The organism is Thioalkalivibrio sp. AKL9 (assembly GCF_000377825.1).
Lineage (GTDB): Bacteria > Pseudomonadota > Gammaproteobacteria > Ectothiorhodospirales > Ectothiorhodospiraceae > Thioalkalivibrio > Thioalkalivibrio versutus.
This window is the reverse complement of record NZ_KB905112.1, coordinates 57,988-70,498: the sequence shown is the minus strand read 5'-3', so window position 1 is coordinate 70,498 and position 12,511 is coordinate 57,988. Positions and strand designations below refer to the sequence as shown.

Below are 12,511 nucleotides of genomic sequence, written 5' to 3'. Positions count from 1 at the left end.
ACCGGGGCCCCGCACCGAACGAAGGAATCGTCATGCTGGAAACCACTACCCGACTGGACCCCGAGACTGCGGTCGCGACCCTGAAGGAGGCGATTGACGCCCAGGGGCTGAAGCTGGTCTCGCACATCAATGGCCAGGCCAATGCCGCGAAGATCGGGGTCGAGGTCCCGACCGACCAGATCCTGGAGATCTTTCACCCGAGCTACGCGGTGCGTGTCTGGGAGGCCTGCAAGCCGGCCGGCATCGACATCCCGTTGCGCATCCACGTCTCCGGCGATGGCGAGATGCTGCGCGTCAGCGCGCGCTCCGCACGGGACGTGTTCGCGCCGTGGGCCAACCCCGATCTGGACGCCATCGGGTCCGAACTGGACCCCAAGCTGAAGGCCATTCTCGATGCCGTGGAGGCCGCGTGATGAGCACCGAAACCGACGAGTTCAAGCGCTATATCTGCAAAGTCTGCGGGTATATCTACGACGAGGCCAAGGGCGACCCGGATTCCGGTCTGGCCCCTGGGACCCGCTTCGAGGATATCCCCGACGACTGGTATTGCCCCGACTGTAATGTGACCAAGGCGGATTTCACCGCCCTGGAGCCGCGCGCCGAGACCGCGGACGCCGGTGCCGCCGCGATGGCCTGGAGTGCCGGAGCCGGCGCGGCCGATCCGGATGCGGTGGTGATCGTCGGCGGCGGCATGGCGGGCTGGGCCCTGGCCGAGGCCCTGCGCGAGCGGGATCCGCGGCGCACGATCCGCCTGCTGACCGCCGATTCCGGTGATTACTACACCAAGCCGCGGATCTCCAATGCCTTTGCCCGGGGCGTCGCGGTCGCGGATCTGGTGGAGGAGGCTGGCGTGGCGCGGGCGGCCCGGCTCGGCATTGACCTGATGCCGTTTGTCCGTGTGCTGGATGTCCAGCGGGCGCAGCAAAAAATCATCACCGCCCGTGGCGGCGTGCCGTACGGCCAGCTGGTGCTGGCCACCGGGGCGCGTCCGCGGCAAATGGCGTTCCCGGGTGGGGCCGGGGCGCCGCTGTCGGTGAACACGCTGGAGGACTACCGCGCGCTGCGTGCGGCCCTCGAGGCTCAAGCCGGGTCACCGGCCCATACCCGTGTGGCCATCATCGGCGCCGGCCTGGTGGGCTGCGAGCTGGCGGACGACCTGGCGGCCGGTGGTTATCCGGTCTCTTTGATCGAGTGTGCGTCACGGCCGCTGCCGAATCTGCTGCCCGAGCCGCTGAGCGTCGATCTGGAGAAGGCGCTGGCGGACCGCGGCGTGCAGTGGCACACCGAGGCGACCGTTGAGCGCATCGAACCGGTGGCGGAGGGAACGACCCGTCTGGTCCTTGCCAGCGGCGAATCGGTAGAGGCCGAGGTGGTCATCAGCGCGCTCGGGCTGGTGCCCAACCGCGAGCTGGCCGAGCGGATCGGTTTGGCCTGCCACGCGGGGATCGAGGTGGACGCACTCTTGCGCACCACCGACCCGGCGGTCTTCGCCCTGGGCGATGGTTGCGAGTTCGACGGCCAGTTACGCCCCTACGTGGAGACCCTTCGCGGGCAAGCAGCTGCACTGGCGCGCACGCTGTCCGGCGAGCCGACGGCGTACCGGCCGGATGCCGGGATCGTGCAGGTCAAGACCGGGAGCCTGCCGTTGAACGTCTGCCCGCCGCAGACGGACGGGGGCGAGTGGGTGGAGATCTCGGGCGACGGCGAAGGGCGTCACCTGGAGTATCACGCCGATGCACGGCTCGAGGGGTTTGCCTTGTCGGGTTGCCATGCACGCCAGGCGCGGGACCTGGAGACGCGCCTGGGCGAGCCAGTGGCGGATACCCGAACCCGGCTGGCGTCCTGAGCCGCGTGGCCCGGCCGGTGCCGGGCCCGCGGGGGTGCGGCGATGCGGCGATGCGGATCAGAGGATTCGGGTCATATGACCCCGTCGAGGCGCAAATAGCCGATCAGGAACAGTACTGCCAATACACCGGCCAGGGCGTAGAGCCAGTTGGATAGCGTGGGGTTGTCGGGGCGGCTGAAGAAGGCCGCCCACAGTGCCAGCAGGATCAGGACGAAAAAGAAGAACAAAAAGCGCATGCGTCAGGCTCCTTCGGGGACTGCGTAGGGCAGTTCGACGACCTCGGCCTTGGCGCCGTCGGGTGCGTCCCAGCGCAGTTCGCCCTTGGCGGCCGCGACCTGCAGTACGGCCAGGGCGGAGTACAGCCCGTCCGGGTGCAATTCGGCTGCGACGATCTCGCCGTCCGACTGGTCCGGGTTGCCGCCGGCCTGGAACACAGGCGAGCCGGGTTGGGGTGGAGTCTGAGTATGGATCGCCAGGCGGAACATGCGCCGCTTGAGCTTGCCCAGGTAGTGCATGCGTGCCACGACCTCCTGGCCCGGATAACAGCCCTTTTCGAAGCTGACCGCGCCCAGGGCATGCAGGTTGAGCATCTGCGGCACGAACTTCTCGCTGGTTTCCTCCACCACGGTGGGGACCCCGGCCAGGATGTCCAGCAGTGCCCAGTCGCGCGGGCCCACCGGGGCCGCGTGGACGTTCAGGCCGTCCCACGCCTTGCGCATGGCGTCGATCTCGCCGAACAGCTCGAAGCGCGGGTGCACCCCGGGTACCCGGACCACGGTGACGCCGTTTTTCTCGACGACCTCCTCGACCTCGGCGGGACAGACACCCAGCGCGCTTTGCAGCTCCTTCTCGGCATCCGGCCCGGAGCAGCCGAAGTGGATGCGGGAGTCGCCGGCCTGTTCGATGATGACGTTCGCGCGCAGCACGAACATCTGCAGGCGCTTTGCCACCGGCTCGATCCGGTCTGCGGGCATCTCCAGCAGGTAGCCGTCGCGGGTACGCAGCACGCGGAACACCGCGTAGGCGCGGCCCTTGGGACTGGAGTAGCTGGACAGCTGGCTGTGTTGCCCGTCCACCGCGCGGATGTCGTTGCCGAACTGGCCCTGCAGGAAGTCGGTGGCGTCGTCGCCGCGAACCTCCAGCAGGCCGCGATGGGAGAGGTCGCAGATCACCTCGCCGTTGATGGCCATGCGGCGTTCACGTTCCGGGTTGCCGTAGTGTAGGAGGTCGTCCTCCTCGAACTCGGCGCCGGCATCGATCAAGTGGTTTTTCCAGTCTTCGCGCATCGGAAATCTCCCGTGGAAGCGCTCGCTGTCGTCCGCCGTCGGGCTCGATTGGCTATCGGTATCCGGGGCGCACGGCCAGGGTTTGAGGTGGTAAGCTGAACCAAGCGGCTCGATAGTAGACGAACCATTTGCAGGGTGTCAGCCCTGGTTTCTTTTCTTCCCGTTCTAGGGGAACACTGATTGATGTACACACTCGCGTTGGTACCCCAGGTTTTCCGAGACAAGGCGCGGTGCGCAGCCGGTAGTGGTTCTACCGGCAAGCGGCGCAACGCAGGATCGGGGAACCTGGGGTTCCAACCCCACAAACGATTGAAAGCAGGGGCTCGGCCGCTTTTGCGCGGGAACGGCGTTGCGCCTCCTTTGTGCAGAATGACTGCACGGCAGTCACCGCGCCTTGTTCGCACGCAAAAGCGACTCGAGCGCGAGCGTGTACATCAATCAGTGTTCCCCTCGGGGGTGGCATGACTCGGCACGGACGTCCCGTCTTTCTGGATTTGCGCAAGATCCGACTGCCGCTGAATGCCGTGGTCTCCATTCTGCACCGGATCACCGGTGTCTTCCTGATTCTGTCGATTCCCGTGCTGCTTTGGCTGCTGGACCGCTCGTTGGCCAGCCCCGATGGCTTCGCCCAGGTCGTGGCGATCATTTATCACCCGATCGGCCTGGCGGCGCTGGCACTGGGGCTTTGGTGGCTGCTGCACCACCTGTTTGCCGGGATTCGCTACCTGCTGATGGAGTTCGGCATCGGCGAGGATCGTGCGGGCTCGCTGCGCACGGCGCGCGATGCCCTGTACGCGGGCATCCTCGGCACCGTTCTGGTGTGGCTGGGGCTGGTGCTGTGAGGCTCCTGAGCGGACAGCGCGCCTGGCTGCTACAACGCATCACGGCGGTGTACGTGGGCGTGTACGTGATCCTGGCCCTCGGATTCTTCGTGCTGGCCGCGCCGGCGGATCATGCCGCATGGCTGGGTGTGGTCGGGCACCCGGTGGTGGGGTTGCTGACGGCGGTGTTCGTGCTGCTGATGCTCCTGCATGCGTGGATCGGGCTGCGCGACGTGGTGATGGACTACGTGCATGCGCCCGGCACGCGGCTCCTGGTGTTCGTGCTGGCCGCCGGCGGGTTGCTCCTGACGGGGCTGTGGGCATTTTTCATTCTGATTCGGGCGGGACTGGCATGAAGGGACTGGCATGAACGTGGCGCGACGCAAGTTCGACGCCCTGATCATCGGGGCCGGCGGAGCCGGGCTGCGCGCGGCGCTGCAGCTGTCCAATGGCGATGCCAAGGTCGCGGTGGTCTCCAAGGTGTTTCCCACGCGCTCGCACACGGTGGCGGCGCAGGGCGGGGTGAACGCCGCCCTGGCCAACGTCCTGCCGGACTCCTGGCACTGGCACATGTTCGACACGGTGAAGGGCTCGGACTATCTGGGCGACCAGGACGCGATCGAATACATGTGTCGCGCCGCGCCCAAGGTGGTCTACGAGCTGGACCACTTCGGCGTGCCGTTCTCGCGCCTGGACAACGGCACCATCTACCAGCGCGCCTTTGGCGGGCAGAGCCAGAACTTCGGTCAGGACCAGGCGGCGCGCACCTGCGCCGCGGCGGACCGCACCGGGCACGCGATCCTGCACTCGCTGTACCAGCAGAACCTGCGCGCGCGCACGCACTTCTTCGACGAGTACTTTGCGGTGGACCTGCTGCGCGACGCGCAGGGCTACGTGCTGGGCGTGCTGGCGTTCGAGATCCTGACCGGCGAGCCGATCGTGATCGAGGCGAAGACCACGTTGATCGCGACCGGCGGGGCGGGACAGCTGTTCCGCACCACGACTAACGCGCTGATCAACACCGGTGACGGCATGGCGATGGCCCTGCGCGCCGGGGTGCCGCTGGAGGACATGGAGTTCGTGCAGTTCCACCCGACCGGTATCGCCGGGCGCGGGATGCTGATTACCGAGGGCGCGCGCGGCGAGGGCGGGTTCCTGATCAATTCCGAGGGCGAGCGCTTCATGGAGCGCTACGCCCCGCGGGCGAAGGACCTGGCCTCGCGCGACGTGGTGAGCCGCTCCATTGCCACCGAGGTGCGCGAGGGACGCGGCTGCGGGCGCAATGCGGATCACGTATTGCTGGACCTGCGCCATCTGGGCGCCGATACGATCATGCAGCGCCTGCCGGGGATTCGCGAGACGAGCATGACCTTTCTCGGGGTCGATCCGATCGAGGCGCCGATCCCGATCTTCCCGACCTGTCACTACAGCATGGGCGGCATCCCGACCAATCGCTTCGGGCAGGTGGTGGCGCCGGAGAAGGACACACCGGAGGACCCGGTCCCCGGGCTGTACGCGGCCGGCGAGACGGCCTGTGTCTCGGTGCACGGGGCCAACCGCCTGGGCGGCAATTCACTGCTCGACATCCTGGTGTTCGGCCGCGCGGCGGCCAATCACATCCTCGAGTACCTGGCCGAGAACCGTTACCACCGCCTGCTGGACGAGTCGGCCGTGGAACAGGCGATGGCGCGGCTCACGCGCTGGGATCGCAAGGACCCGGGCGATGGCTCCGCCGAGCAGGTCGAGCCGCTCAAGCGCGAACTGCGCAAGGTGATGGAAGACCACTGCTCGGTATTCCGCACCGACGAGGTGATGCGCGAGGGGGTGGAGAAGGTCCGTGCGTTGCGCGAGCGCCTGAACCATGCGGTGATCGCGGATCACTCCAGCACGTTCAATACCGCGCGGGTGGAGGCGATGGAGCTGGAGAACCTGATGGACTGCGCGATCGCGACCATCCGCTCCGCGCTGGGGCGCGAGGAGAGCCGCGGTGCCCACTCGCGGATCGATTTCCCCGAGCGCGACGATCAGCACTGGCTCAAGCACAGCCTGTACTCGCTGGCGGACGATAGCCTGGACTACAAGCCGGTGCGCACCCAGCCGAATACCGTGGCCTCGTTCCCGCCGAAGGAACGCGTCTATTGATGGGTCGACTCGACCGTAGGATGCGGATGAGCGCAGCGAATCGCATCATGTGGCGGATATTCCCACCGGCATCGGTGCGTTTCGCGATGCTCAACGCACCCTACGACACCGGTGCATCAATACAGGCCGTAGGATGCCGATGAGCGCAGCGAATCGCATCAGGGGGCATGGCAGCCCGCGCGTTCAACCATGGGCATTGTGCCCAATGGGAGACGAGCAATGAGCAACCCTGCCGAACCGGTACCCGAGGCGTGGCTGCACGAGCAGCTCGAGGTGCTGCTGACGGAGCTGGATGCCGCGCTCGCGGGCGCCGCCGACAGCGGTGCGACCGTGGAGCTGGACCAGCAACGCACCGGACGGCTCTCGCGGATGGACGCGCTGCAGGGCCAGGCCATGGCCAAGGCGAGCCAGCAGCGGCGCGAGGCCCAGCGTGTTCGTGCCCGCCGGGCGCTGAAGCGGCTGGAGGAGGGCGAGGGTGGACTGTGCATCGACTGCCTGGAGCCGATTGCGCGCTCGCGGCTGGAGATCGACCCGTCGGCCGAGCGATGCATTGCCTGTGCCGAGGCGCAGGAACAGGATTGATTGGGGCTTACCGCAGCGTGTGACAACGGTGGCCGCGGTCACCGACAGGAGATACCGATGGAGTTCTCGATCTACCGCTTCAATCCGGAGACGGACACGCTGCCGAAGATGCAGCGCTTCAGCCTGCCCGATGACCAGGTCGAGCCCGGGATGATGCTGCTGGATGCCCTGCTTCTGCTGAAGGAACAGGACGACTCCCTGGGCTTTCGCCGCTCCTGTCAGCACGGGGTGTGTGGCTCCGACGGCATGAACATCAACGGCACCAATGGCCTGGCGTGCATCACGCCGCTGGCGGAGCTGGACTCACCCGTGACCCTGCGCCCGTTCCCGGGCATGCCGGTGATCCGCGACCTGATCGTGGACATGGACAACTTCTGGGAGCAATACCGCAAGGCCGAGCCCTGGCTGGTCAATGACAGCCCGGAACCCGAGGTGGAGCGCAAGCAAAGCCCCGAAGACCGCGAACAACTGGACGGGCTCTACGAGTGCATCCTGTGCGGCTGCTGCTCCGCTGCCTGCCCATCCTACTGGTGGAACCCGGACAAGTTCCTGGGGCCGGCGGCGCTTTTGCAGGCCGCGCGGTTCATCCACGACAGCCGCGACGAGGCCACCGAGCACCGGCTGGAACAGCTGGATGATGCCTGGAAGCTTTACCGCTGCCACACCATCATGAACTGCACCCAGGTGTGCCCGAAGGGCCTGAACCCGAGCCGCGCGATCAGCGACATCCGCCGCACCATGCTGAAGAAATCGCTGTGATCGGCGCGACCCCCAACGGTTGTTTCACCCCGGTAGGAGCCTGCTTGCAGGCGAAACCCCTGCCCGCGTCCTGCTTTGGCAGGGGCATTCGCCTGCAAGCAGGCTCCCACAGGGGGCCTGGACGGGTGTTTGGGTGATGGAACCCGATAACCGGACACGCTGGCGCTGCCGCCGCGGCATGCTGGAGAACGACTGGCTGCTCGGCCACTTTCTCGCGCAGGGATATGCGCAACTGGACCAGGAGGGTCGCGATGCCTTCGAGCGCCTGCTCGATTACCCCGACAACGTGCTGCTGGACGTGGTCATGGGTCGCCAGACCACGGTGGACGAGGGGATAGCCCGTCTTGTCCCGGCGATCCGCGCCGCCACTCAGGCTTCGGCTCCGGCCTGACCCGGTCCTTCCCCGGCTCGCGCTCGCGGGCCAGATCCTCCTGCTCCTGGCTGTGGCCGGCTATGTGCTGGTGTACAGCCCGTTGTGGACGCTGGCTCCGGTCTTCGGCCTGGCCGTGGCCGGCTGGTGGTGGCAAGGGCGGTCGCAACCGCCGGCCTGGGACTGGCTGGGGCAGACGCCCGAGGGTGCAACCTGGCTGGCCACCGCCGAGGGCCTGCGCCAGGAGCAGGTGGACTGGGTCGAGGTGCTGCCCGATACACGGGTGTTGCGCCGGGTCGTCATCCTCGTCGTTCGGGTGCCCGCGACCGGCCGGGTATGGCGCCTGTGGCTGCACGCCGGGCGCATGGATGCGGAGGACCTGCGCCGTCTGCGCGTGCGGTTGCGCTGGTCACCCGCGCGCGAGGTGGTGGATCCCGGCTGGCGGGTGCGGCTTCGCGCGGGGGTGGAGCGCGGCGTTGCTATACTGGCGAAAAGCCGAGTACCCGGAGGCCCGAACATGGCTGGACCCGACAATGCGCAGGTGATGGTGGACGTGTCGCATCTGCTGAGCGACGAGCCCGATCACGTGTACAGCGAGGATGAACTGGACGCGATCGAGGAACTCGATCCGGAGCTCGCGCTGCGCCTGGACCGCGCCCAGACCTTCGCCGAGCGCGAGGCGGCGGACGTGCCGGCCGATGGCCCGATCGACGTGGACGCGGTGCGCGCCGCGATCGAGGAGGCGCGGCGGATCATGATGCAGGACGGTGGCGATATCGAGTTCGTGGAGCTCGATGGGCGCACCGTGCGGGTCCGACTCAAGGGGGCCTGTGTGGGCTGTCCGCGCTCCACGCTGGACCTCAAGAATGTGGTCGAACGCCTGGTTCGGTCGCGTGCGCCGGGCGTGGCCAGCGTCGCCAACACCTTCTGAATCCGAGTTTTGGCAGTCAAGCCTGGCCGGCACCGAGCCGGCGCAGTAGCTGCCGGATGCGCCCCGGCCCGAAACCGTGCACCCGCTTGAAGGCCTTGCGAAAGGCCGCCTCCGAGGTATAGCCCACCGCGTCCATCACGCCCGCGACCGACTCCCGCCCGTCACGTAGCAGGCGTTCCGCCAGGACCATCCGCCACTGGGTCAGGTAGTCGATGGGCGTTTGGCCGACCAGCGCTTGGAAACGTTCGGCAAAGCTGCTGCGCGACATGGCCGCCTCGCTGGCCAGCCCCTCCAGGGTCCAGGCCGCCTCCGGGTGGGCGTGCAGGGCATCCAGTGCCCGGCGAATGCGGTCGTCGGCCAGGGCGGCGATCAGCGATCCCTCCGAGTGTTCGCGTTGCGAGCAGATGTGATGGCGCACGGCCATCACGAACAGGGTGTCCGCCAGGCGGTCCAGCACCGGCCGGTAGCCCGAGGAACGCTCCGCGAGTTCGATGTTCATCAGGTCCGCCAGGTGTGACAGCCGGTCGCCGGATTCGCGGCGGCGGATGATGATGTGGTCGGGGAGTGCGGCCAGGATCGGGTTGCGGCGGCCTGAATCGAACTCGAAGTGGCCGCACAGGAGCTGGGTGACCGGTATATCCGGCGGATCCTCGCCTTCCACCAGCGTCAGATGGTTGTCGCGGTCGGGTACGGTGTCGCGGCTGGACATCAGGTGCCAGTCATCGTGCGGCAGCAGGAGAAGATCGCCGGCCTCCATCCAGACGGGGGCCATCGCCTCCATGTGCAGATAGCATCCGCCTTCCCCCACCAGGTGAAAGCTGGCATTCCCCGAGCCCGACGTGCTGAGCTGCCACTCCCCGCACAGGCGCGGGTTGGTGTCGATGCGGGCACGCAGGTTGTAGGCGGCCAGAACCGTCGACAGCACGTCTTCGTGGGGGCTGATGTCCATCAAACCTTCCCTTTGCCTGTTCCTGTTGGTTCTTCACCTTAGACCTTTGGGCGCCCGGTTGCCGGGCGCCACGGGCCTCTCCCCGTGGTCCCGGACGATCGGACATAAAAGCCGGCGGATCACCCCGCGTACAGCGTGAGCCCGAGGTCTAGGCTTTATACCCAGTAGGAGGGGAAAAGGAGATCAGGACGATGGCTGCGACTGGAACCTTGGCAGTGCGCTTGCAGGGTTGGCTGGACTGGACGCGAGGCGCGGACTTCCTGGCGCCCCTGCTGTTGCGGCTCTACCTCGCGCCAGTGTTCTGGATGGCGGGAACCAACAAGCTGGACGGGATCCTGCCGAAAGAGAACGTGGTGATGTGGTACGGCAACGCGGACTGGGGGCTGGGCATGCCCTTCCCCTATCTGATGGTGATGTTGTCGGCGTATGCCGAGGTGCTGGGTGCGATCGCGTTGCTGCTCGGACTGGCGATGCGCTGGTTCTCGATCCCGCTGATGATCACGATGGTGGTGGCGGCCGTGACCGTGCATCTGGAACACGGGTGGCAGCGGATCTCCGACCCGATGATGTGCCTGTTCAACTGTTCCGGGATCGAGGAGGCACAGATGCGCCTGGATCGCGCCAAGTCCATTTTGCAGGAGCACGGCAACTACAATTGGCTGACCGAGACCGGAAACTTCGCGATCGTGAACAACGGGATCGAGATGGCCGCGACCTTCTTCGTGATGCTGCTGGTCCTGTTCTTCTGGGGAGCGGGACGCTATGTCAGCATCGACTATTACATCCGTCGGAGGATGATGAGCAGGGGATAACTCCAAGAGCTGTTTCAGCAGCCATTACACAACGGGTCCAGCGGATCCATAATCGCAACACGAGGAGTACGACCATGAAGAACGATCTGTTTTCCACCAAGACCCTGGCCGGTGCCGTCGGCACGGCGGCAATCGGCATGGCCATGGCCACCAGCCCGGTGTTTGCCTCGGCCGACCTGAGCCACGGCTATCAACAGGGCGGCCAGTCGCCGCTGATGCTGGCCGAGGGTTCCTGTGGCGAAGGCACTTGTGGTGGCGCGAGCGATACCAAGGACAGTGAAGGCAGCTGCGGTGAAGGCACCTGCGGTGGTTCGGACGGCGACGACAAGGATTCCGAAGGCGCCTGTGGCGAGGGGACCTGTGGCGGCTAAGGTCGTCCACCCTGCCAACCCGGCCCGCGTCAGCGGCGCCGGGCTCGGCTTGCGGCGGGCCCTGCTGGGCCCGCTGGCCGAGGCCCCGGAGGCGACGGAACGCCTGGGGTTTTTCGAGGCGGCACCGGAGAACTGGATGCACCTGGGCGGACGCCTGGGGCGTATCTTTCGCGAATACACCGAGGCCCAGCCCTTCGTCTGTCACGGGCTGTCTCTCGACATCGGCGGGCCGCGCCCGCTGGACAAGACCTTCCTGCAGGACCTGCGCACTTTCCTGGATACCCACGGGATCGAGGATTACAGCGAGCACCTCTCGGCCTGTGGCGACGGCCAGGGGCATCTGTACGACCTGATGCCGATCCCGTTCACCGAGGAGGCGGTGCGCTACGTTGCCGATCGCGTGCGCCAGGTGCAGGACATCCTCGGGCGCCGGATGGCGCTGGAGAATGTCTCCTATTACACCCCGGTGGGGGCCGAACTGGACGAGATCACCTTCGTGCGGGCGGTGCTGGAGGAGGCCGACTGCGACCTCCTGCTCGACGTGAACAACATCGTCGTCAACAGCATTAATCACGGCTACGAGCCGACCGAGTTCCTGGATGCAATGCCGCTGGAGCGAGTGCGCTACCTGCACATTGCCGGGCACGAGGAGGAGGCCCCGGACCTGCGGGTCGATACCCATGGCCAGCCGATCTGCTCCGATGTCTGGGCGCTGCTGGAGGCCGCCTATGCCCGCATCGGGCCGGTGCCGACCCTGCTCGAGCGCGACTTCAACTTTCCGCCGCTGGAGGAGCTGCTGGCGGAGACCGACCGGATACGGGATCTGCAGTTGCGGGCGCGCGCCGGCCAGGAAGAGCGGCTCCTGCATGCCTGAGGCGGATTTCCAGCAGGTACAGGAGGCATTCGCGCGGCACTTGCGTGACCCGGAGCGCTATCCGGCCCCGGAAGGGATCGAGAGCCGGCGCCTGGCGATCTACCGGCGTATTTTCTTCAACAACGTGGCGAACCTGCTGGCCAAGGGGTTCCCGGTCCTGCGGGGACTGCTGGAGGCGGCCGCCTGGGGACAGCTGGTGCGCGACTTCTATCGCGATCATGGCAGCGAGACGCCGTATTTTCCGCAGCTGGCGGCGGAGTTCGTGCGCTACCTGGCGGAGGAACGCTCGGCGCAGCCCGGCGATCTGCCTTTCCTGGCCGAGCTGGCCCACTACGAGCGCGTGGAGACCGAACTGGTCTATGCGGATGCCACGCCGCCTCCGGATGTCGAGCCGGATGGTGACCTTATGGTTCAGGTTCCGGTGTTTTCGGCTGCCGCGCGGCTGCTGGCCTACGAGTACCCGGTGCACCGGATCGGGGCCGAGTTCCAGCCCGATCAACCGGGAGAGGTGCCGACCTACCTGCTGGCGTACCGCACCGGGGAGGAGCGGGTGCGGTTTGCCGAGCTGAACCTGCTCGGCGCCCGGCTGCTGTGGCGGGTGATCGAGACACCGGCGACCGGCGACGAACAGATCCGCCGGGTGGCCGGCGATTTCGGGCTGGAACTCTCGGACGAGCTGGTGGCCAGTGGGCGCCAGTTGCTGGAGCACTACCGCGGGCTGGGGGCCCTCGTGGGGACCCGGACTGACCGCGCGTCCGCCTGAGACGG

16 protein-coding genes are annotated in these 12,511 nt (G+C 66.9%); 13 read left to right on the top strand and 3 right to left on the bottom strand.

Annotated features, from left to right (window positions below):
- The first annotated feature begins 32 nt into the window (after window positions 1-32).
- Complete coding sequence (locus D573_RS0110400; protein WP_018176625.1) at window positions 33-413, top strand: DUF302 domain-containing protein; 381 nt, start codon at window positions 33-35, stop codon at window positions 411-413.
- Window positions 413-1,846: an FAD-dependent oxidoreductase gene (locus D573_RS0110395; protein ID WP_018938544.1), complete on the top strand. Its 1,434-nt coding sequence runs from the start codon at window positions 413-415 to the stop codon at window positions 1,844-1,846. The genes D573_RS0110400 and D573_RS0110395 overlap by 1 nt, the downstream gene beginning before the upstream one ends.
- Window positions 1,847-1,917: 71 nt before the next feature.
- On the opposite strand, the gene D573_RS14700 is transcribed toward D573_RS0110395, so the two are convergent.
- Window positions 1,918-2,082, bottom strand: coding sequence for a hypothetical protein (locus D573_RS14700; RefSeq protein ID WP_018140916.1), 165 nt, complete (start codon window positions 2,080-2,082; stop codon window positions 1,918-1,920).
- Window positions 2,083-2,085: 3 nt separating this feature from the next.
- Complete coding sequence (locus D573_RS0110385) at window positions 2,086-3,132, bottom strand: folate-binding protein YgfZ (protein ID WP_018938543.1); 1,047 nt, start codon at window positions 3,130-3,132, stop codon at window positions 2,086-2,088.
- A gap of 461 nt (window positions 3,133-3,593) precedes the next feature.
- Here D573_RS0110385 and sdhC point away from each other — a divergent pair, with 461 nt between their 5' ends.
- From sdhC to D573_RS0110350, 7 genes are all read left to right on the top strand, one after another.
- The gene (gene sdhC / locus D573_RS0110380) at window positions 3,594-3,974 is read left to right on the top strand and encodes a succinate dehydrogenase, cytochrome b556 subunit (protein ID WP_026287969.1); all 381 of its coding nucleotides are present in this window, start codon (window positions 3,594-3,596) and stop codon (window positions 3,972-3,974) included.
- Entirely contained in the window at window positions 3,971-4,309 is a 339-nt protein-coding gene (gene sdhD / locus D573_RS0110375) for a succinate dehydrogenase, hydrophobic membrane anchor protein (protein ID WP_018938541.1), read from the top strand. The genes sdhC and sdhD overlap by 4 nt, the downstream gene beginning before the upstream one ends.
- 10 nt (window positions 4,310-4,319) lie before the next feature.
- Window positions 4,320-6,095 carry a succinate dehydrogenase flavoprotein subunit gene (gene sdhA, locus D573_RS0110370; protein ID WP_018938540.1) on the top strand — a complete coding sequence of 592 codons (1,776 nt, stop codon included), beginning with the start codon at window positions 4,320-4,322 and terminating at the stop codon, window positions 6,093-6,095.
- A 219-nt stretch (window positions 6,096-6,314) separates the two neighbouring features.
- Window positions 6,315-6,677: a TraR/DksA C4-type zinc finger protein gene (locus D573_RS0110365; RefSeq protein ID WP_018145439.1), complete on the top strand. Its 363-nt coding sequence runs from the start codon at window positions 6,315-6,317 to the stop codon at window positions 6,675-6,677.
- Window positions 6,678-6,734: 57 nt separating this feature from the next.
- Window positions 6,735-7,436 (top strand): succinate dehydrogenase iron-sulfur subunit, encoded by a 702-nt coding sequence (locus D573_RS0110360; protein WP_018169984.1) that lies wholly within the window; start codon window positions 6,735-6,737, stop codon window positions 7,434-7,436.
- A 136-nt stretch (window positions 7,437-7,572) separates the two neighbouring features.
- On the top strand, window positions 7,573-7,827 hold the full coding sequence (locus D573_RS0110355) for a succinate dehydrogenase assembly factor 2 (protein WP_018938539.1): 255 nt from the start codon (window positions 7,573-7,575) through the stop codon (window positions 7,825-7,827).
- Window positions 7,828-7,879: 52 nt separating this feature from the next.
- Complete coding sequence (locus D573_RS0110350; protein ID WP_018938538.1) at window positions 7,880-8,737, top strand: NifU family protein; 858 nt, start codon at window positions 7,880-7,882, stop codon at window positions 8,735-8,737.
- A 16-nt stretch (window positions 8,738-8,753) separates the two neighbouring features.
- On the opposite strand, the gene D573_RS0110345 is transcribed toward D573_RS0110350, so the two are convergent.
- A complete protein-coding gene (locus D573_RS0110345; protein ID WP_018938537.1) occupies window positions 8,754-9,686 on the bottom strand; it encodes an AraC family transcriptional regulator in 933 nt (310 codons plus the stop codon).
- Between the two features lie 191 nt (window positions 9,687-9,877).
- Here D573_RS0110345 and D573_RS0110340 point away from each other — a divergent pair, with 191 nt between their 5' ends.
- The 4 genes from D573_RS0110340 (at window position 9,878) to D573_RS0110325 (ending at window position 12,506) form a co-directional block, all read left to right on the top strand.
- A complete protein-coding gene (locus D573_RS0110340; protein ID WP_081618758.1) occupies window positions 9,878-10,498 on the top strand; it encodes a DoxX family protein in 621 nt (206 codons plus the stop codon).
- A 74-nt stretch (window positions 10,499-10,572) separates the two neighbouring features.
- The gene (locus D573_RS0110335; protein ID WP_018938535.1) at window positions 10,573-10,869 is read left to right on the top strand and encodes a hypothetical protein; all 297 of its coding nucleotides are present in this window, start codon (window positions 10,573-10,575) and stop codon (window positions 10,867-10,869) included.
- Window positions 10,859-11,743, top strand: coding sequence for a DUF692 domain-containing protein (locus D573_RS0110330; RefSeq protein WP_018938534.1), 885 nt, complete (start codon window positions 10,859-10,861; stop codon window positions 11,741-11,743). Before D573_RS0110335 ends, D573_RS0110330 begins: the two co-directional genes overlap by 11 nt.
- Entirely contained in the window at window positions 11,736-12,506 is a 771-nt protein-coding gene (locus tag D573_RS0110325; protein ID WP_018938533.1) for a DUF2063 domain-containing protein, read from the top strand. Before D573_RS0110330 ends, D573_RS0110325 begins: the two co-directional genes overlap by 8 nt.
- Window positions 12,507-12,511: the final 5 nt, after the last annotated feature.

Bases quoted from the DNA above. Each gene is read 5' to 3' on its own strand.
- D573_RS0110400 (WP_018176625.1), top strand. From the start codon at position 33: ATGCTGGAAACCACTACCCGACTGGACCCCGAGACTGCGGTCGCGACC.
- D573_RS0110395 (WP_018938544.1), top strand. From the start codon at position 413: ATGAGCACCGAAACCGACGAGTTCAAGCGCTATATCTGCAAAGTCTGC.
- D573_RS14700 (WP_018140916.1), bottom strand. From the start codon at position 2,082: ATGCGCTTTTTGTTCTTCTTTTTCGTCCTGATCCTGCTGGCACTGTGG.
- D573_RS0110385 (WP_018938543.1), bottom strand. From the start codon at position 3,132: ATGCGCGAAGACTGGAAAAACCACTTGATCGATGCCGGCGCCGAGTTC.
- sdhC (WP_026287969.1), top strand. From the start codon at position 3,594: ATGACTCGGCACGGACGTCCCGTCTTTCTGGATTTGCGCAAGATCCGA.
- sdhA (WP_018938540.1), top strand. From the start codon at position 4,320: ATGAACGTGGCGCGACGCAAGTTCGACGCCCTGATCATCGGGGCCGGC.
- D573_RS0110365 (WP_018145439.1), top strand. From the start codon at position 6,315: ATGAGCAACCCTGCCGAACCGGTACCCGAGGCGTGGCTGCACGAGCAG.
- D573_RS0110360 (WP_018169984.1), top strand. From the start codon at position 6,735: ATGGAGTTCTCGATCTACCGCTTCAATCCGGAGACGGACACGCTGCCG.
- D573_RS0110355 (WP_018938539.1), top strand. From the start codon at position 7,573: ATGGAACCCGATAACCGGACACGCTGGCGCTGCCGCCGCGGCATGCTG.
- D573_RS0110345 (WP_018938537.1), bottom strand. From the start codon at position 9,686: ATGGACATCAGCCCCCACGAAGACGTGCTGTCGACGGTTCTGGCCGCC.
- D573_RS0110340 (WP_081618758.1), top strand. From the start codon at position 9,878: ATGGCTGCGACTGGAACCTTGGCAGTGCGCTTGCAGGGTTGGCTGGAC.
- D573_RS0110335 (WP_018938535.1), top strand. From the start codon at position 10,573: ATGAAGAACGATCTGTTTTCCACCAAGACCCTGGCCGGTGCCGTCGGC.
- D573_RS0110325 (WP_018938533.1), top strand. From the start codon at position 11,736: ATGCCTGAGGCGGATTTCCAGCAGGTACAGGAGGCATTCGCGCGGCAC.